Genomic DNA, 18,213 nt, shown 5'->3' with positions numbered 1-18,213 from the left:
GACGGGTTTCTAAAATCCGACGAATACTGGCTTCGTCGTCCACCACCAGAATCCGCTCCTTGCGGTTATCCAATGTTCCCGTTGCTGCCATAGACCTGTGCACCCTACCCGGATATCCCATTCCCCGGCCAAAGCCAGCTTTACCAAACGTTTATTACAACCCTAATTTTACTTAGATATTACCGCATTCCTTTACCCAAATGGCGGATAAAGTAAAGAAATGTTGCCGTTTTGCGCAGAACTAGGGGGGAGACAACCGATGGAAGCGATTGCCCAGAAGGACCTGGCCATCTACCTGGACATTGCCACGGAGGCGGCGTGGGCAGGGGCGGCAGTGTTGCAAAGCTACTGGGGGAAGATAAGCGAGATCGCAGAAAAGGGCCGCAGTGGGGACCTGGTGACGGCAGCGGACCAGGAATCGGAAAAAGCTATCCTAGCGGTGCTGGATCGCCATTTCCCGACCCACACCATCCTGGCGGAGGAGTCCGGCTGGCAACGGGGTCAGACCCAAGCGGAATTCCTCTGGGCGGTGGACCCCCTGGACGGCACCACCAATTTTGCCCACCAGTATCCCCTGTACAGTGTGTCGGTGGGGCTGTTGTTCCAGGGGGAACCGGTGGTGGGGGTGGTGGTGGACCCTTTACGCCAAGAACTCTTCCGAGCGGCACAGGGGTTAGGGGCGACCCGTAACCGTCAACCTATGCAGGTGTCCCGCACCCATAGCCTGGAACGCAGCCTGCTGGTCACCGGTTTTGCCTACGACCGCCGGGAAACCCCCGATAACAACTACGCCGAATTCTGTCACCTGACCCATCGTTGCCAGGGGGTGCGCCGGGGAGGATCGGCCGCTCTTGATCTAGCCTACGTGGCTTGTGGGCGCTTGGATGGCTATTGGGAACGGGGCTTATCCCCCTGGGACATTGCCGCTGGAATTGTACTGGTGCGGGAAGCGGGAGGCTTGGTCACGGCCTACGATGGCAGTCCGGTGGACGTGTTTTCAGGACGCCTGTTGGCCACCAACGGCCAGATTCACAACGCCCTGAGCAACGCCCTTACCCACTGTACGACACGGGTACTTCTGGGGCCATGAGTTCCCACGCCTGGGCCACTAACTGACTCAACCAGGACCGGGTGGCCGGCTCCAATAACCCATCTTCGGCTAAAATTTGCGCCTGGAGGTCGGCCAGAGATTGGCCCGCTGCCCGCCCCAAACGCACCACACCGGCAATCGCCACCGCGATCCGGTCGGGACTGGGGGGTTGCTGCCGCAGGGCGGCAAACTCTTCCGGGGTTTGGGGGATCGGCAGGGCCATGACTAACCACCATCCGTCAATAACAGCCTAGGAAAACCTACCTGCCTTTATGAGAACATTGTAAACTTTTTTAAGGATGTTTCTAAGAATGTAACCTGTTTTGGGGATGAAAGCCGGTGATCCAGGAGCTTGTGTACCGAGAGATTCCCTGTCCAGCGGTGGAGCGGGTGCGGGCGTGGTTACAGCAGTGGCGGGCGCCGGGGCTGACGGTCACGCCGACACCGACGGGGTTACACCTACAGCGGGACCGGGGGGAGTGGACGGTGGTGACCTGGGGATTGCAGCGGACCACCTATTTGAAGGTCTTTCGCTGGCGGAGGGGACCGGGGGAGCGCACCTGGTTGCACCAGTTGACGGCGGATCTGGATCAGCAGTTCCCGCCCCAGTATCCGGTTTTTCCGGCAATTGACCTGTCGCGTGAAAACATCTTTACGGCCTTGGCGCCCTACTACCCGGCGACGGTGCATTTTTTCCAGAAAATCCCCCACGGTGAATACGACCTGCGGCGGGTCTATTGGTGGGAACAACGCTGGCGCCAGGGGGTGGCCCATCCGGAGGTGCATCAGGTTTTATTTCCGGGGGATGTACCCAACCAACCGGATTACGACTTGGTGTATGTGGGGGGTGCGCTCGGGGTCATTCATGCGGCGGTGATGGCGCGGCTGGGCTACCGGGTGCTGCTGATCGAACGATTGCCCTTTGGGCGGATGAACCGGGAGTGGAACATTTCCCGCTCGGAGTTGCAAACCCTGGTTGACCTCAACCTGTTTACGGCGGCGGAGCTGGAGCAGGTGATTGTCTGTGAATACGAGGACGGCTTTCACCAGTTCTATTGGCCGGAGGTGCCCCCCCGGGTGCGAGCGCCCGTATTACATACGCCGACGGTACTCAACCTAGCCCTGGATGCCCAGGGACTGTTGCGGTTGGCCGGGGATAAGTTTCGCCAAGCGGGGGGGGAGATTCGCGACGAGGCGGAGTTCATCCGGGCGGAAATCGGCAACCGGGGGGTCAAGGTGCAGTTCCGCTGCTTGCGCACTGGCCAGATGCAGCAAGTGACCGGACGTTTGCTGGTGGATGCCATGGGTACAGCCTCACCCATTGCCTGGCAGCTCAACGGGGGACGGGCCTTTGACAGCGTTTGCCCAACGGTGGGGGCGGTGATACGGGGATTGGACCCCCAGGTGTGGGACCGGCGCTATGGGGACATCCTGCACAGTCACGGGGATATTTCCCGGGGGCGGCAGTTAATTTGGGAGTTGTTTCCCGGGGCGCGGGAGGAAGTGACAGTGTATCTGTTTCACTACCACCAGCCCTGTCCCCAAAACCCCGGCTCACTGCTGGAGTTGTACGAAGATTTCTTCCACATCTTGCCCGAGTACCGCCGCTGTGACCTGGAGCGGTTGGAGTGGGTCAAGGCCACGTTTGGGTATATTCCGGGACATTTCAGCAGCCGATTCGGGGAACGGCGGGTGGCCTGGGACCGGGTGATTAGCATCGGAGATGCGGCTGCCTTACAATCGCCTCTGGTATTTACCGGGTTTGGGTCCCTGGTGCGCAATCTCCCCCGCCTGACGGATTTGCTGGACACGGCGCTGCGGCATGACCTGCTGGGGGCCGATTCCCTCAATGCCATCCGCGCCTACCAAGGGAACACCTCGGTCACGTGGCTGTTTTCCAAGGGGATGATGGTACCCACCGGGAAACCCCTGCCGCCGGCCCGGATTAACAGTATTTTGAACACGTTTTTTGGCCTACTGGCCCAAGCCCCACCGGAGGTCGCCGACCGGTTTATCAAAGACCGCAGCGGCTGGGCAGAATTTACTGGCATGGCCCTGAAAGCCGCCTGGAAAAACCCCTGGATTCTGGTCTGGATTTGGCCCTTGACGGGGTGGGGGGAAATCGGCCACTGGTTGCGCACTTACCTGGGGTTTACCTGGGAGGCGTTGGTGAGTGCCCTGATGACCCCCTGGTGGCCCGCACTCCTGCGGCGGTGGCAGCCCTGGCTAGAAACCCATTTCCCCAAACGGTGGCTGGCCTGGTTGGCGCGGAGTTATCACCTGGGCTACAGCGTTGGACGGCCACGGGTAGAACGGCGCCTGTCGGTTTCCTCCTAAATGGCATGGTATGCTAAACGATGGGCAACGGGGGCAATCGTCATGGAATACGCCTTACGCACCGTCACCGGTAACCGTTACCGCTGTGACCTGATTCCCCTACCACCGACCCAACAAGGGGCTGATGTGGTTCAGGGCCTCACCCGCCGTCCGAAAACCTTGCCCAGCTACTACTTCTACGACCAGCGGGGGTCAGAACTGTTTGAACAAATTTGTGACCTACCGGAGTACTATCCCACCCGCACAGAACAGGGCATTTTAGCGGGTGCCGCTCCCGAAATTGCCGCCTTGACCGGCCCCTGTGACCTGGTGGAGTTAGGCAGTGGCAGTTCCCGGAAAACACGGCTTCTCCTGGATGCCTACACCCAATTACAACCCCACTGCACCTATATACCGATTGATGTGAGTACAACCATGTTGCAGGCGACGGCCTTTGCTTTATTAACCGACTATTCCAATTTACGGGTGCATGCCCTAGCCGGTATTTATGAGACGGCATTGGATTATTTACCCCCATTGCTAAACCCTCGTTTACTCATTTTTCTAGGCAGTACGATTGGCAACTTATCGCCCCAAGAAGAACAGCTATTTTTGCAAAAAATTTATCAAAAATTGGCGCCGGGGGACTATTTTCTATTGGGCGTAGATTTACACAAAGATGCGGACGTTCTTACGGCTGCTTATAACGATAGTCAAGGGATAACGGCAGCGTTTAATTTAAATATCTTACACCACATAAATCGTAAATTCAACGGTAACTTTAATGTGGAGAACTTCACCCACTGGGCCTTCTACAATGAAGACCTACAGCAAATCGAGATGCACCTGGTCAGCCTGAATTCCCAAGTGGTGTGGCTATCGGCCTTGGGATTAGAGGTTACTTTCTTGCCCAACGAGACGATTCGCACGGAGATTTCCCGTAAGTTTAATCTCCCAACATTAACTAAGCAGTTAGATGGCCAGGGATTGGCGGTACGGCGGGTCTGGCAGGATGAACAGCGATGGTTTGCGCTGGTGCTCTGTCAACGTCAGTTATGATTCCCTAGACCAATGTTAGCGATTGCCATGGCAAATATTTGGGAAAAGTTGCATCGTCGCTACTTGAGATGGACAACCCCAATTTGGGGAGAAATACCGGCGCAAGGCTATTGGTCATCTGCTGGGGAATACTACCAAAACTATCGAGGAGTTTTGCCTGATTTGGAGTACCAAATTTACTATCCAGCCCACGAACTTATTTATCCGTTGCCCCGCACCATCCATCCAGAGGTTCATCCTTGTTTTCAACAACGTACCCGGATACCCATACCGGAAACCTACTGGCTAACTGTACCTGGAGGCACTATTCTCAGAGCACATCATTCCATGGGAAGTGTCATCGCCCATGATGGTCGTGTTATCCATGATATTTCGCGCCAGTTTATTTTTCCAGCCGAGAAAAACGAAGCTCTATATCTCCGCTTTCCCAAGGTTCAGTCAACCAATAGTTGTATTGCCGTGACAACGGACGGTGGTGGTGCCGGTGGATGCAACTATTGGCATTGGCTCACCGATATAGTACCCAGGGTCTACTTATTACAGCAACAAAAAATCCACTCTAAAATCAACTATTTCTTAATAGATAAACCCCCAAAACAATTAGAGGTAGCATTGGACATCTTAGGCATTGATAGACAAAAAATTGTTTATCCAAGATTTAACTATTCTCTCCGTAGTCCTTTGGTTGTTGTGCCCAGTTATATCAAACAAAGGCCCAAGTGGATTTTAGATTGTTTAAGGAAGTTATTTTTGCCCCATGGGGAAACATGCTTGACTGGTTATAAAAAGCTCTACATTAGCCGTTCCAAGGCTAGAAGACGACGAATTGTCAATGAGTATGAAGTTTTGGATTATCTCGTTTCTCGAGGATACATACCCTGCTGGCTGGAGGATTTAAGCTTCTCGGAGCAAATCGGTCTGTTTCGTGGGGCAAAATATGTCATTGGTTTACATGGTGCCGGTTTGACGAATATTGCTTGGTGTGAACCTGGAGGAAGGGTCCTAGAGATTTTTCCCGATGTACCCTGGCGTGATTGTTACTGGGTTTGGGCCAATCAAGTGGGCTGGGATTACTACTACTGGTACCCCCAAATCGAGCAGGCAACTGCAGGTTATGATGCTGACATTTGGATAGATATGGCGGCCTTTAGACAGGTTGTCGAACATTTTGAGAGTTAAATTTTGTGATTGGTGATTGAAGCTCGTATCTAGCAGTAGGGACTATGGAAATAGGTTAGGAGCAAGAAAGGGAGCAGGTGTAATTGCCGTGTCATCCCCTGGAACAAACTCTCTATAAGCCGGCCGGTCTTGACCCTGGTTGGCTCATGAATCTACTATACACAGCAGGGGGGTAGGGTGTGGTTAACCAGGGAGAGAAGGCAGTGCGAAACAGGGGAGTAGCCATCCTGCTGTGCTTTTTTCTAGGATGGTGGGGGGTGCATCATTTTTATTTGGGCAACAGCGGTGTTGGTATTCTTTATCTGCTGAGCAGTACGGTGGGGATATGTTTGGTACTTCCTCCCATCATTATTGGTCTACTGACTTTTGTGGACTTTTTGGGGTTGCTGGTAATGTCGGATGCGGATTTTGACCGGCGCTACAATGCCACTGCTTCCCTACCGCCTCTGAACCCCAGCGATATAACCCGTGCCCTGGCCGAGTTGAAACAACTCTATGAAGATGGGGTGATTACGGCGGAGGAATACGAACACAAACGGCGTGACCTGCTGCGCAGGCTCTAGCGGATGGGGTTGGATCATCAGCGCTCGCTTACCTGGTTTTACTTCGCCTGGGTTCCCTGGCTGGGTGGGATAGCCCACATCTGCCTCGGTTGGCACATCAAAAATTACCGATTGCTCCTGGCGGGCTTAGCCTTCACCTTGGCACCCCTGGTTGCGATGGATGCCCTAGTGCTGACGTGGCTCGGACAAATCATTGTGGCTTTGGTGTATCGTCGGGAGTTTTTAGCGCATTCCCATCCTCGGCCCCTGCCGCCCCCTGTAACCCTGGACTTGAATACCTGTTCCAAACACGACCTGGTCTATCAGCTCGGCTTGCCCATTGTTTATGCCAATGCCATCATGGCTTTGCGGGAAAGGGGCCACCAATTTACCCACCCGGAGGAGCTGACGGACCTGGTGGGGATTCCGGCGGCTACGGTCCAGCGGATCGCCCCCTACCTGACCTTCAGCTATGACCTGGCCCAAGAACCCTATGTGTCCTGGCGCCGGGCCAATCATCTGGAGGCCGAACGCCTGGTGGCCATTGGTTTGGAGCCGGATGTAGCTTGCCAAATCGTGGCTGAGCGCCAACGCCGGGGTCCCTACCGCTCGGTGGCCGACCTTGTCCAACGCACGGGGCTATCCACGGAACAGTTGCGGCCGTTGCTCTAGGAGGAACTCACCAGGGATTTGGGCACATACAGTTCCACTCGCCGCAGGGCGGGAATGGTCAGGGCAAAGAGCAAAAACGTCCGGCTACAGGTGATGGCGGTAAACATGCTCACCAACACCCCAATCGCCAGAGTGACAGCAAACCCTTTCACCATCCCCGTCCCCAACCAAAACAGGGCGGCGCAGGCAATCAGGGTGGTCACGTTACCGTCCAAAATGCTGCTAAAGGCGCGATAGAAACCCGACTCCACCGAGCGATACAAGCTCTTGCCCGCCTGCAATTCCTCCCGGGTACGCTCGAAGATCAAGATGTTGGCGTCCACGGCCATACCGATGCTGAGAATGAACCCGGCAATCCCCGGCAGGGTCAGGGTCACCCCCAGTAACAAAAAGGCGGCGAAGGTCAATAGGGCATAAATCATCAGGGCCAGGTCGGCGATGAGCCCCGGTAGACGGTAATACCAGACCATAAACAGCAGCACCAGGGCCAACCCCCCGGCAAAGGCCCAGTAACTGCGCTGGATACTGTCTTGGCCCAAGGTCGCCCCCACCGTACGGTTCTCTACGATCTCCACCGGCACCGGCAGGGCACCCCCCCGCAACTGCACCGCCAAGTCGTTGGCCGATTCCGCCGTGAAATTGCCCGTGATCACCGCTGCCCCCCCGGTAATCCCCGTCGCCGCAAATTCCGGCCCTACGGTGGGGAAACTGATGAGCTGGTTATCCAAAAAAATTCCCAGGGTGCGTCCTGTGCCGGCAATGGCTTTGGTTAGCTCGGCAAACTTTTGTCCCCCCGGCCCGTCAAAGCGAATGGCCACCTGCCATTGGTTCCCTGCTGGCAAAGGCTGGGCAAAGGCATCCTTCAGATTTTTCCCCGTCAATCCCGTGGGTTCGTAAAAGGCCGCCAGGGCCGCATCCGTCTTTTGCAAATCTTTTTTCACCTGTTCCGGGTCGGCCAGGTTCTGGGGTTTTTTCAGCAGGGCCGCCAATTGCTCCCGCACCGCATAGAGCTGTTGGATTTGTTGGGCGTCGGTGCCCGGTTTTTGCAGGCGAAACTCCAGTTGGGCCGTGCCCCCTAGCACCCGTTCCGCCTGTTGGGGGTCGCTGACACCCGGCAGTTGCACCAGTAATTGGTCGCTGCCGACGGTTTGCACCACCGCTTCAGCCACCCCCAACCCATTGATGCGGTTTTCCACCACCCGCTGCACCGCCTCCAGAACCTGGGGCGTGATTTGTTTCACTTCAGCCGTGGTTTTTACCTGCAGGGTCAGCTGCGCCCCCCCCTGCAAATCCAAACCCAGGCGCACGGGTATCCGGCTGATGACCAGTAAGGCCCCCAGCACCAGGGCAATCACCAACAAGAGAATCAACCGCTGCCGACCGACCATCGTCCCCTGATACGGGCGATTTTTTTATCATACGGCACTCACCACTCCACGCGCCCCGGCAGTTCCCCCCGCTGATACCAAATGGCCAGCCGCAGCAGGTAATACCCCAAAAACAGCCCCAGCAACCCCCACTGCACCGGTCGCCGTGCCAACCACTGCCGGTAGGGCAGGACCATCGCCCGGTTGAGCGCTAACTCCAGCAGCAGATGCCCCCCCAGCAGGAAAAAGGCGCCAAACAGCAGGGGTCCAAAGGCATGGAACCGCACCGCCTGCAGTATATCCCCCCGGGCCAGGGCCATAAACGAGCGGGTCAGGCCGCAACTGGGGCAGGGAATGCCAGTGACGTGATACAGAGGACACACCAGCCCGGGAATCTGCCAACCCCGGTTGTAGAAAAACGCGGCCACCACCGGCGACCAGAGCATCCCTAGCCCTATCCACCGGTCCCGCCGCTGGGTTGGTGTCAACGACACTTGACCCCTAGTCATGGGATCATGAGTAAGGTAAGGCCGTTTCCATTGTACGCCCATGAGTTTCTATCAACCCCATCCGACGCTGGCCCAATGGGGAGACGAATTATTGCGGGAGATGGGTTCTCGGCATCACCTGACGCCCGAGCAGATAGGGATTGTCTGGTTGGTTTATGGGGGCGGGGTGCGGGTCAACACTGGGGGAGCACTTGAACCCCAAACCTTTTGGCAGCAACGGCCCTGGGGTTGGAGTCATCGGGGTCAGGTCAACGTCTATCCCGCCAGCATCGTCAAGTTGTTTTATCTGGTGGCGACCCACGAGTGGCTAGAGCGGGGCATGATTCCCCCCGACCCGGAAATTGACCGCGCCCTGCGGGATATGATCCAGCTTTCCAGCAACGACGCCACCAGCTACATTGTGGATGTGTTGACGGGGACCACCAGCGGTCCAGATTTGCCCCCCGGTCCCTTCAGTACCTGGCAGTATCAGCGCAATATCGTCAACCGCTATTTCCAGTCCTGGAACTGGCCGGAATTGGCCGGGGTGAATGTCAACCAAAAAACCTGGTGTGATGGACCCTACGGGCGGGAGCGGGCGTTTTTGGGACCGAATCAGGAAAATCGCAACCGGTTGAATCCCTTGGCCACGGCCCGGTTGTTGCACGCTATTTTAGGGGGGGTGGCGGTGTCGCCTCGCCGGTCACAGCAGATGGCTGAGCTGTGTCGCCGCTCGTTAGACCCCGCCGATTGGCCCATTGATCCCGCCTACAACCAAATTCAGGGATTTTTAGGGGAAGGGCTGCCGACGACGGCGCGTCTTTGGTCGAAAGCCGGACACACTAGCCAAGTGCGCCATGATTGCGCCTACGTGGAATGGGGCGATGCCCTGGCTTATTTGCTGGTGGTGTTTACGGTGGGGGAAGCAGCCAGCCGCAACGATAAGTTCCTGCCCGACCTGAGCCGCTGGGTGTTTGCCCGGCTGCAGGCTGAGCCTCTGTTACCCTAGAACTGTGTATCCATCCGGAGTGGCTATGGCCCATACGATTGTGACGGACGTGTGCGAGGGGGTGGCGGATTGCGTGGCGGCTTGCCCGGTGGCCTGTATCCACCCTGGTCCGGGGAAAAACGCCAAAGGCACCGATTGGTACTGGATTGACTTTGGGATTTGTATTGACTGCGGGATTTGTCTGCAGGTGTGTCCGGTGGAAGGGGCTATCGTGCCGGAGGAACGCCCGGATTTGCAACGCACACCCCGCTAGGAACTATGACGCCGCTGTGGCAAAACCCCCAGCTGATGCGGACCGCTCTGGAGCGAGCGTTGGCCCACAAGGGGGTGCAGGTGTGTCAGGTGCATAGGCAGGGGGATGAATGGTTGGTCGAATTGGCGGTCCAGCCGTTGCCCCCAGCCGTCCTGGTGCAAGAACTGCTGGCCCAGGAACTGCACCGCTATGGGCTGCCGTTGACCACGGCGTTGCGGGTGCGGGGGGATGGCTGGGAAATGGCCTTTACCCTGGCGGAGGTCCTGGCACCGGTGCGACGCTCACCCCGGCGTTCCGTTGACCTGCCGCTTTATACCCTTGACGCTACCCAACGTCGTATCCTGCTGATCGGGCTGGTGACGGCCCTGGTGCTGGACAGCATCCCTTTGGTCCGGTTGGTGCTGAGCTACTTGGTGATCACTATCCACGAGTTAGGACATACCCTGGCGGCCTGGTTGATGGGTTATCCGGCGATTCCGGCGTTTGATTTTTTGTACGGGGGCGGGGTGACGTTGCAGTTGGGACAACGGTGGGTGCTGGTGCCCATGGTGGTGTACATGGTGCTGGTAGGGGGGTTGATGTACTTCCGGCGCAACGGTTGGACTTGCTTGGCGCTGCTGGCTTTGGGGTTGATCTACACCGGGCTGTATTTCACCCGCTGGAGTGAGGGGCTGGTGGTGGCCATGGGGCACGGGATGGAGTTGCTGCTGGCGGGACTGTTTTTGCTGCGGGCGCTGACGGGTTGGGCCTGCCAACAACCGGGGGAGCAAACGCTCTACGGCATCCTGGGCTTTTTTGTCCTGGTCTATGACTTGCATTTCGCCTGGCAGTTGTTGTTCGACGCGCAAGTGCGGGCCTGGTATCTCCAGGGCAAGGGGGGCCTACTCGACCAGGATGTGGTGCGTCTGGCCCAGGAGTTTTTGGGGGTGGACCTGGCGTTGGTGGTGGTGCTGCTGGGCCTGTCGTGCCTGGTGACGCCGCTGGTGGCCTGGGGGCTGTACCGTTACCAGAGCTATTGGCTCTATGCTGGTGTAGGGTTGTTGCGCAAGGTGGGGTAATGGCGGATTTGGCCCAGGCGTTGCAGCGGTTGGAAGTCCAGGGACTGGCGGCGATTGCCCAGGCGGAGTCTTTGGCGGCACTCGAGCAGTTGCGGGTGGATTATCTGGGGAAAAAGGGGGAGCTTTCCCAGGTGCTGCGGGGGATGGGACAATTGCCGCCCTCGGAACGTCCTGCCATTGGTGCGTTGGCCAACCAGGTCAAAGAACGTCTCCAGCAGGCGTTGAGCGAACGGATGGCCCAACTCCATGCCGCTGCCCTGCAGGCCCGTATTGCTGCCGAAACCTTGGATGTGACCATGCCAGGGCTGGGGATCCCACCGGGACATGCCCACCCCCTGCAGCAGACCATGCAGCGCATTCTGGATATTTTTGTGGGGCTGGGGTATCAGGTGACCCAGGGGCCGGAGATCGAGACCGATTACTACAACTTTGCGGCGTTGAATTTCTTGCCCGACCACCCGGCGCGGGATATGCAGGATACCTACTACCTGCCCGATGGGCGGCTTTTGCGCACCCACACCTCCACCGTCCAGATTCGCTACATGGAAGGCCACCAACCTCCAGTGCGGATTGTCGTCCCCGGACGGGTGTACCGACGCGATGCGGTGGATGCCACCCATTCGGCCATGTTTCACCAGGTGGAAATCTTGGCGGTGGAACCGGGGTTGAAGTTCACCGATTTGAAAGGAACGCTGGTGACGTTTGTGCGAGCTTTGTTTGGAGAGGAGGTACCGGTGCGGTTCCGGGCCAGCTATTTCCCCTTTACCGAGCCGTCGGCGGAAATGGATTTGCAATGGCGGGGGCGTTGGCTGGAGGTCCTGGGCTGTGGCATGGTGCATCCTAACGTACTCAAGGCCGTCGGCTATGACCCAGAGCAGTACACGGGTTTTGCTGCTGGGCTGGGGGTGGAGCGCCTGGCCATGATCCTGCACGAAATTGACGACATCCGCCGTTTCTACACCAGTGACCTACGCTTTTTGACCCAGTTCTAACGGCTGACTAGAATGGAGGAAACAAAAAGGGGATGCCCATGGACAAACGGGTGTGGGGTTGGCTGACGGGATTGGGGCTGCTGGTGGGTGGGCTGCCGGCAGGGGCTATAGTGCCCTATATACCGGAATTGCGCCCGGAACAACTGGAGGCCCAGGGGTTGGAATTGGCCCGGGAAGTGGGCATCCTAAGCGAAGTGCAAGTCCTAGAACCCAAACGCGCCATTGCCAATGCCCGCCTGGCGACCCAGTTGGCCCCCCATCGCTTTGAACCCTGGGTGATCCTGGCCCAACTCTACCTGCGGCAAAACGACATCAAGCTAGCTAGCAGCGCTCTGCAGGAAGCCCACAAACTGGCCCCTGATAACCCGGTGATTTTGTTTACTCTGGGGTCCCTGGCGTTTCAGCAGGAAAACTACCCCCAGGCGCTGCGTTATCTCCAGGCGGGTCTGGCCCTCAAACCGGACCACGTGGAGGGGTTGTTCCAGCTGGGCAATACCTTCCTGAAAATGAACAAGTATCCCCAGGCGATTGCCCACTACCAAAAAGCCCTTGCCCTTGACAAAAAGTTCTGGCCGGCGATCAACAACATTGGTCTGGTGCAGTTTGAAATGGGGGACCGGGAGGGGGCGCGGCGCAGTTGGCAAGCGTCTATCGCCATTGACCCCAAGGCCGCTGAACCCATCCTGGCCCTGGCGGTGTGGCACTACCAGCAGGGGCAACGGCAAAAAGCGCTGCAATTGGCGGAACAGGCCCTGACCCTTGACCGGCGTTATGCCCAGGTGCCCTTTTTGATTGAAAACCTGTGGGGGCCACGGTTAATTGCGGCGACGAAACCCCTGCTGGCCGAACCCCAGCTGAAACGGTTTATGGGTGACTAGGTCAGGGCCAGCACCGAGACCCGGGCGGCAACTTTACCGGCAATATCCCGAAAGGCCCGGGCGGAGGCTAATTCCGGGTGAGCCACCACCACCGGCTGGCCACTGTCACCCCCCCACTGCACCGGCAACTCCAGCGGCACTTGTCCCAGCAACGGCACACCTAAGGTTTCGGCCAATTGTCCACCTCCTCCTTCCCCAAAAATGGCGTAGCGTTTTTCCGGGGCATCCGGGGGGATGAAGTAGCTCATGTTTTCGATCACCCCCAGCACCGGCACCCCCAACTGGCGGAACATCTCCAATCCCCGGCGAGCGTCCGCTACCGCCACCTGCTGGGGCGTTGTGACGATCACAGCACCGGCCATCGGGACGGCTTGCGCTAGGGTCAACTGGGCATCGCCAGTACCGGGGGGCAAGTCCACCAGTAAGTAATCCAGCTCTCCCCACTGCACCTGGTAGAGAAACTGGCGGATCACACCGTTGAGCATCGGTCCCCGCCAGATCACCGGTTGACCGGGGGTGAGCAAAAAGGCCATGGACACTAGCTTGACGCCATAGTTTTCGGCGGGTGTGAGCATCTCCCCCTGGGGACTGTCGGCTACCACCAGTCGTTGGTGACTCACCCCCAACATAATCGGGTCGTTGGGGCCGTAAATATCTGCATCCAGCAGGCCCACCCGCGCACCCGTCTGGGCTAGGGCAACGGCCAAGTTGACCGACACGGTGCTTTTGCCCACACCCCCCTTGCCGCTGGCGATAGCAATAATATTACGCACACCGGGCACCGGCTGCCGCTGGGGCAGGGATTTCTGCTGGGGCGTTTCTGCCGTCGTGACAATCTCCACCTGCTGCACCCCCGGCAGTCGCAACACGGCCTGGCGGCAGTCATCTTCAATCATCTGGCGCAGGGGACAAGCCGGCGTGGTTAACACCAATTGAAACGACACCCGTCCATTCTCCACCTGTACTTGCCGGATCATGTTGAGTTCCACCAGACTGCGCTGCAATTCCGGGTCCTTGACCGAGCGCAAGGCGTCGAGCACCTGCTGGGGCGTCACGCTCATCATGGGCCTCTCTCAGACTTCCTTTGGCATGGTAACGTACTTATCTAACCTTTGCAGAAACCACTGGGCGCGGGCTTGCACCACCAGGTCCTCGTCCTGGCTCAACTGCTGGAGTAAGGTGACCATCTGGGGTTGGAGAAACCCTGGCAAGCCCCGTTGCTGCCATAGTTCCCAGGCGACCACCACCGCATAACGAATCCCCCAGTCCCCATCCCGGCTCAAGTCAACCAGCGTCTGGGCCACCTGCCGTTGGGGGGGTTCCGGGTTAGGCAGCTGCGACCACTGGAGGTTGCCCAGACCCCGAATGGCGGCGCGGCGCACACTGGGGGCAAAGTCCTGGCGGGCTGCCGTTTCCAGAACTGACAACGCCCGGGGGTCGCCGATGTGGGCCAGCACCCGCACCCCATAGGCCCTAGCCCCGTAGTTATAGCCATCCAACCGCGCTAGCAATTCCGGCACCGCCTGCCGTCCCCACCGTTGGAGCGCAGCCATCGCCACCTGGGCCACCGCCGGATTGTTGTACCCCAGGGCCTCGATCAACAAAGGAATCGCCTGAGACGGCTCCGGCCAATCGGCGACCACCTGCACCGCTGCCACCAACGCCTCCGGCGACGCTGCCGTTTTTACCTGTTGCACCACCTGCGCCCAATCCATGTTTTTCATCCTAGCGGGACTTGACCCTCTAGCTGGAGCAACTCTTTAAGATGGGCCTAGCAACTAGCTTTTGGGGCAGGCCCATGACAGCAGCGCTATTGGTGGTGGATGATGACCCCCTGACCCGTAAGCTCCTCCAGAAATTTCTCACCCAGCAGGGCGGTTACCGGGTAGAGACGGTGGGTGATCCCGCTACTGCCTTAGGACGGCTACAAGCCCAAGCCTGGGACCTGGTGCTGCTGGACTGGCTGCTGCCGGGGATGACGGGGTTAGAGTTACTGAGACGGATTCGCCAGAGCTATCCGCCGGGGGTTTTGCCGGTCATCATGGTGACGGGGCGAGAGTCCAGCAATGACGTGATTACGGCCCTGCGGGCAGGCGCCAACGACTACATCACCAAACCCTTGAACTTACCAGTGGTGGCGGCGCGGGTAGCGGCTCAACTGGCGACGGTGCGGAGCATCCGGGCACAGCGCTCACTTAACCCCTCGCTTCTGGGGGGACGTTACGAAATTCTGCGCCCCCTGGGGCAAGGGGGTTTTAGCCGCACCTATCTGGCCCAGGATTGGCACCGGCCCGGTCAGCCCCTGTGCGTGGTAAAGAAATTACTCTCGGTGCCCCCCGGCGACCCCCAGAAACTGGAGCGCATCCGGCAGTTATTTCACTGGGAAGCCCAGGTTCTCGAGCGGCTGGGACACTACAAGCGCATTCCCCGCTTACTGGCCTATTTTGAACAGGAAGGCAATTTTTATTTGGTGGAAGAATTTATTGCCGGGCCAACTTTGCGGGAGCGTTTTGCCGACGGCCAACCCAGGTCCTTCGCCTGCTCAAAAACCTGCTGAAAACCCTCAAGTTCATCCATCGCCACGGTGTCATCCACCGGGACATCAAACCCGACAACATCATTTATGCCGATGCCAGCGACCACTACTTCTTGATTGACTTTGGCGCGGTCAAGGACCTGTCACCCCAACAAGTAGATGCCTATGTCACCAGCTCCCCCGTTGGCACCCGCGGCTATGCCCCCCTAGAACAACTGCTCGGCTACCCCGAGTACAACAGTGACTTATACGCCCTCGGCATGGTGGCGTTGCAGGCCCTCACAGGGTTACCGCCCACGGATCTACCCTGGGATATTCATACCGGCGACCTGAATTTAACCCCCTGGCGCACACCCGACCATGGCCCCTTGCTGGCGGTGCTATGGACCATGACCCGCTACCGTCCCCAGGACCGCTATCCATCTGCTGCCGACGCCCTGCGGGACCTACACAAACTGGAATCCCTGGTGTTGCCCCTCAAGGACTAGACCGGTACAGGTGCTGGAGCGTGTCCCAAAACTCCGGATAGGAAATGGCCACACAGTCGGCAGGGGCCAGGTAGGACGGGCCTTGGGCATTCAAGGCGGCAATCGCCAGGGCCATGGCAATCCGGTGGTCGTCGTAGGTGTGCAGCTCCGCCCCCACCAGGGGTTTTTCGGCTCCGTAGATGGTCAAACCGTCCGGGTATTCCTCCACCTGCACCCCCAAGCGGGTCAATTGGGTGGCCATGGCCGTCAACCGGTCACTTTCTTTCACCCGCAACTCCGCCGCGTCCCGGATCACCGTTTTTCCTTGGGCCAGAGCCGCCGCCACCGTCAGGATGGGAATTTCGTCAATCAGCCGGGGAATCAAGGCCCCCTCTATCGTTACCCCCCGCAAGGGACTGTGCTGCACCCAGATATCCGCCAGAGGTTCGCCGGCACTTTCCCGCCAATTGGTCACCTCGACCCGCGCCCCCATCGCCTGGAGCACCTCCAAAACACCGGTGCGGGTGGGATTGACACCCACATTGGTCAAAAGAATATCCGCCCCGGGGGTAATGGCGCCCGCCACCAGCCAAAACGCCGCCGAACTAATGTCCCCCGGCACCACCACCCGTTGTCCCCGCAAGGGAGCGCCCCCCCGCAGTTCCACCACCCCCTGGTCCCAGGCGATGTCCGCCCCAAAGGCCCGCAGCATCCGTTCCGTGTGGTCCCGGGAAGGGTACGGTTCTTGCACCCGGGTCACCCCCTCACCGGTCAACCCCGCCAGCAAAATGGCCGATTTCACCTGGGCCGACGCCACCGGACTGGTGTAGTGAATGGCCTGAAGTTCCTGACCCCGGATGGCTAAAGGCGCCCGTGACCCCTTCTGGCGGCCATCGATCACAGCCCCCATCTGGCGCAAAGGAGTCACCACCCGTTGCATGGGCCGGCGGCGTAGGGACGCGTCCCCCGTGAGCACAAAAAACTGGTCTACCCGGCCCGCCAGCACCCCTGCCAGTAGACGCATGGTCGTCCCCGAATTGCCGCAGTCCAGCACCTGGTCCGGCTCCTGCCAATCCCCCGGCGTCACCTCCACCCCCTGGGGCTGCAGCGGCGCAATGTGGTGTCCTAACGCCCGCAAACACTGGGCTGTACTCTGGGGGTCCGCTGCCGGCAGGATACCTTCGATCACCGTCGTCCCCACCGCCAGACACCCCAGGATCAAGGCGCGGTGGGAAATGGATTTATCCCCTGGCACCTGCACCTGTCCCCGCAGGCTGGCTCCCGCAACGGGACCAATAACGACACCGTTAGCCGTGAAGCGCAAAAGGCTCATGGGGACCGTTCCGGCAACGGCTCATGGGCTGCAGCACTGGCCTGGGCCAACTGGTCCCGCACCTGGTCAATCGTCTCGTTGAGCTGGTTAATTTTTTCCTCCAAATTCTGGCGCAAGTTGTTGCCATTGGGGGGCGCTTTGACCGTCTTGGTCGGCGAAGGGCTACTCAAGCGGTTGGCCAGGATCACCCCGACGATGCCACCCACCACACCCCCCAGCAACGTTCCCAACAATAACCCCTTACCAAAGCCGTCCCCACGAGATTCCATGCGTTTGTGCTCCCAGCCCTACCTTCAGTTTACCCCGTTCCAAAACTCCGGTCACCAGCATCCCCCAATCCCGGCACGATAAACCCCCGCTCATCCAACGTCGGGTCCACACTGGCGGTGTAAATCTGCACCTGGGGATATTGGGCAGTGATTTTTTGCAGGGCCGGCGGTGCCGCAATCACCGCGACCAGACGGATGTAGGCTGGTTGCGCCCCCCGTTCCACCAGGGCCGTGAGAGCCGCCATGGCCGTGCCGCCGGTCGCCAGCATTGGGTCTAGCACCAGCACCCGCGTTTGGGAGTCCAACTGCGCCGGCAAGCTATTCAAGTACACCGTCGGGGTCAGGGTATGTTCATCCCGCACCACCCCCAGGTGATACACCCGCGCCAGGGGCAACAGCCGTTGGGCGCCCTCGACCAGCGTCAATCCCGCCCGCAGGATGGGCACCAGCACCACCGGCACCCTCCCATCCACCCATTGGACCGTTGCCGGCGCCAGGGGCGTTTCCACCGTCGCCGTGGTCAAAGGCAACCAATCCCGCCGGATCGCCTCGTAGGTCAACCACTGCCCCAGCTCCACCAGGGTCGAGCGAAACAGGGCATTGGGCGTGTGTCTATCCCGTACCACCCCCAACCCGTGCTGGATCAGGGGATGGGAGAGCACATAGACCGTTCCTTGGACTGCCACCGGTACATCGCGCCAACGT

Annotated in this window: 21 protein-coding genes; 13 read left to right on the top strand and 8 right to left on the bottom strand. The window is 58.9% G+C overall.

Annotation, left to right across the window (positions count from 1 at the left end):
- The first annotated feature begins 259 nt into the window (after nt 1-259).
- Entirely contained in the window at nt 260-1,090 is an 831-nt protein-coding gene (locus Q6L55_07650) for an inositol monophosphatase family protein (protein ID MEN9258583.1), read from the top strand.
- On the opposite strand, the gene Q6L55_07645 is transcribed toward Q6L55_07650, so the two are convergent.
- On the bottom strand, nt 1,053-1,313 hold the full coding sequence (locus Q6L55_07645) for a hypothetical protein (protein ID MEN9258582.1): 261 nt from the start codon (nt 1,311-1,313) through the stop codon (nt 1,053-1,055). The genes Q6L55_07650 and Q6L55_07645 overlap by 38 nt on opposite strands.
- Before the next feature lie 116 nt (nt 1,314-1,429).
- On the opposite strand from Q6L55_07645, the gene Q6L55_07640 reads away from it, so the two are divergent.
- The 5 genes from Q6L55_07640 to Q6L55_07620 all read left to right on the top strand — a co-directional run bounded on the left by Q6L55_07640 (nt 1,430) and on the right by Q6L55_07620 (nt 6,858).
- Nucleotides 1,430-3,427: a hypothetical protein gene (locus Q6L55_07640; protein ID MEN9258581.1), complete on the top strand. Its 1,998-nt coding sequence runs from the start codon at nt 1,430-1,432 to the stop codon at nt 3,425-3,427.
- Between the two features lie 42 nt (nt 3,428-3,469).
- Nucleotides 3,470-4,465: an L-histidine N(alpha)-methyltransferase gene (gene egtD, locus Q6L55_07635; GenBank protein ID MEN9258580.1), complete on the top strand. Its 996-nt coding sequence runs from the start codon at nt 3,470-3,472 to the stop codon at nt 4,463-4,465.
- 12 nt (nt 4,466-4,477) lie between these two features.
- Nucleotides 4,478-5,644 carry a glycosyltransferase family 61 protein gene (locus Q6L55_07630; GenBank protein MEN9258579.1) on the top strand — a complete coding sequence of 389 codons (1,167 nt, stop codon included), beginning with the start codon at nt 4,478-4,480 and terminating at the stop codon, nt 5,642-5,644.
- Nucleotides 5,645-5,847: 203 nt separating this feature from the next.
- Nucleotides 5,848-6,207 carry an NINE protein gene (locus Q6L55_07625; protein ID MEN9258578.1) on the top strand — a complete coding sequence of 120 codons (360 nt, stop codon included), beginning with the start codon at nt 5,848-5,850 and terminating at the stop codon, nt 6,205-6,207.
- 3 nt (nt 6,208-6,210) lie between these two features.
- Nucleotides 6,211-6,858, top strand: coding sequence for a helix-hairpin-helix domain-containing protein (locus Q6L55_07620; GenBank protein ID MEN9258577.1), 648 nt, complete (start codon nt 6,211-6,213; stop codon nt 6,856-6,858).
- Here Q6L55_07620 and secD read toward each other — a convergent pair.
- Nucleotides 6,855-8,246: a protein translocase subunit SecD gene (gene secD / locus Q6L55_07615; GenBank protein MEN9258576.1), complete on the bottom strand. Its 1,392-nt coding sequence runs from the start codon at nt 8,244-8,246 to the stop codon at nt 6,855-6,857. The two genes, Q6L55_07620 and secD, sit on opposite strands and share 4 nt — an antisense overlap.
- Nucleotides 8,247-8,284: 38 nt before the next feature.
- Nucleotides 8,285-8,734, bottom strand: coding sequence for a DUF2752 domain-containing protein (locus tag Q6L55_07610; GenBank protein ID MEN9258575.1), 450 nt, complete (start codon nt 8,732-8,734; stop codon nt 8,285-8,287).
- A 40-nt stretch (nt 8,735-8,774) separates the two neighbouring features.
- On the opposite strand from Q6L55_07610, the gene Q6L55_07605 reads away from it, so the two are divergent.
- From Q6L55_07605 to Q6L55_07585, 5 genes are read left to right on the top strand one after another with little or no spacing between them, the layout of a single operon-like run.
- Complete coding sequence (locus Q6L55_07605; GenBank protein ID MEN9258574.1) at nt 8,775-9,722, top strand: serine hydrolase; 948 nt, start codon at nt 8,775-8,777, stop codon at nt 9,720-9,722.
- Nucleotides 9,723-9,747: 25 nt separating this feature from the next.
- The gene (locus tag Q6L55_07600; protein ID MEN9258573.1) at nt 9,748-9,975 is read left to right on the top strand and encodes a 4Fe-4S dicluster domain-containing protein; all 228 of its coding nucleotides are present in this window, start codon (nt 9,748-9,750) and stop codon (nt 9,973-9,975) included.
- Nucleotides 9,976-10,010: 35 nt separating this feature from the next.
- Nucleotides 10,011-11,033, top strand: a complete 1,023-nt coding sequence (locus tag Q6L55_07595) for a hypothetical protein (protein MEN9258572.1) — start codon at nt 10,011-10,013, stop codon at nt 11,031-11,033.
- Nucleotides 11,033-12,025 (top strand): phenylalanine--tRNA ligase subunit alpha, encoded by a 993-nt coding sequence (gene pheS, locus Q6L55_07590; GenBank protein MEN9258571.1) that lies wholly within the window; start codon nt 11,033-11,035, stop codon nt 12,023-12,025. Before Q6L55_07595 ends, pheS begins: the two co-directional genes overlap by 1 nt.
- A 38-nt stretch (nt 12,026-12,063) precedes the next feature.
- On the top strand, nt 12,064-12,903 hold the full coding sequence (locus tag Q6L55_07585; protein ID MEN9258570.1) for a tetratricopeptide repeat protein: 840 nt from the start codon (nt 12,064-12,066) through the stop codon (nt 12,901-12,903).
- Here the strand turns inward: Q6L55_07585 and Q6L55_07580 are convergent.
- On the bottom strand, nt 12,900-13,967 hold the full coding sequence (locus Q6L55_07580) for an Mrp/NBP35 family ATP-binding protein (GenBank protein ID MEN9258569.1): 1,068 nt from the start codon (nt 13,965-13,967) through the stop codon (nt 12,900-12,902). The two genes, Q6L55_07585 and Q6L55_07580, sit on opposite strands and share 4 nt — an antisense overlap.
- A 9-nt stretch (nt 13,968-13,976) precedes the next feature.
- Entirely contained in the window at nt 13,977-14,618 is a 642-nt protein-coding gene (locus Q6L55_07575; protein MEN9258568.1) for a HEAT repeat domain-containing protein, read from the bottom strand.
- A gap of 83 nt (nt 14,619-14,701) precedes the next feature.
- Between Q6L55_07575 and Q6L55_07570 the strand changes: the two genes are divergently transcribed.
- A complete protein-coding gene (locus Q6L55_07570; protein MEN9258567.1) occupies nt 14,702-15,460 on the top strand; it encodes a response regulator in 759 nt (252 codons plus the stop codon).
- Between the two features lie 14 nt (nt 15,461-15,474).
- Nucleotides 15,475-15,927 (top strand): hypothetical protein, encoded by a 453-nt coding sequence (locus tag Q6L55_07565; GenBank protein MEN9258566.1) that lies wholly within the window; start codon nt 15,475-15,477, stop codon nt 15,925-15,927.
- Here the strand turns inward: Q6L55_07565 and aroA are convergent.
- The 3 genes from aroA to upp are packed head-to-tail and all read right to left on the bottom strand — an operon-like array spanning nt 15,917 to nt 18,194.
- Nucleotides 15,917-17,239, bottom strand: coding sequence for a 3-phosphoshikimate 1-carboxyvinyltransferase (gene aroA, locus Q6L55_07560; GenBank protein MEN9258565.1), 1,323 nt, complete (start codon nt 17,237-17,239; stop codon nt 15,917-15,919). The two genes, Q6L55_07565 and aroA, sit on opposite strands and share 11 nt — an antisense overlap.
- Nucleotides 17,236-17,508 (bottom strand): hypothetical protein, encoded by a 273-nt coding sequence (locus Q6L55_07555; protein ID MEN9258564.1) that lies wholly within the window; start codon nt 17,506-17,508, stop codon nt 17,236-17,238. Before Q6L55_07555 ends, aroA begins: the two co-directional genes overlap by 4 nt.
- A gap of 29 nt (nt 17,509-17,537) precedes the next feature.
- Complete coding sequence (gene upp / locus Q6L55_07550; protein ID MEN9258563.1) at nt 17,538-18,194, bottom strand: uracil phosphoribosyltransferase; 657 nt, start codon at nt 18,192-18,194, stop codon at nt 17,538-17,540.
- Nucleotides 18,195-18,213: the final 19 nt, after the last annotated feature.

Origin of the sequence: Gloeomargarita sp. SRBZ-1_bins_9, from assembly GCA_039794565.1 — a bacterium.
Taxonomy (GTDB): Bacteria; Cyanobacteriota; Cyanobacteriia; order Gloeomargaritales; family Gloeomargaritaceae; genus Gloeomargarita.
Note: the sequence above shows the minus strand (reverse complement) of the source record. Positions and strands in the feature narration are given on the sequence as shown.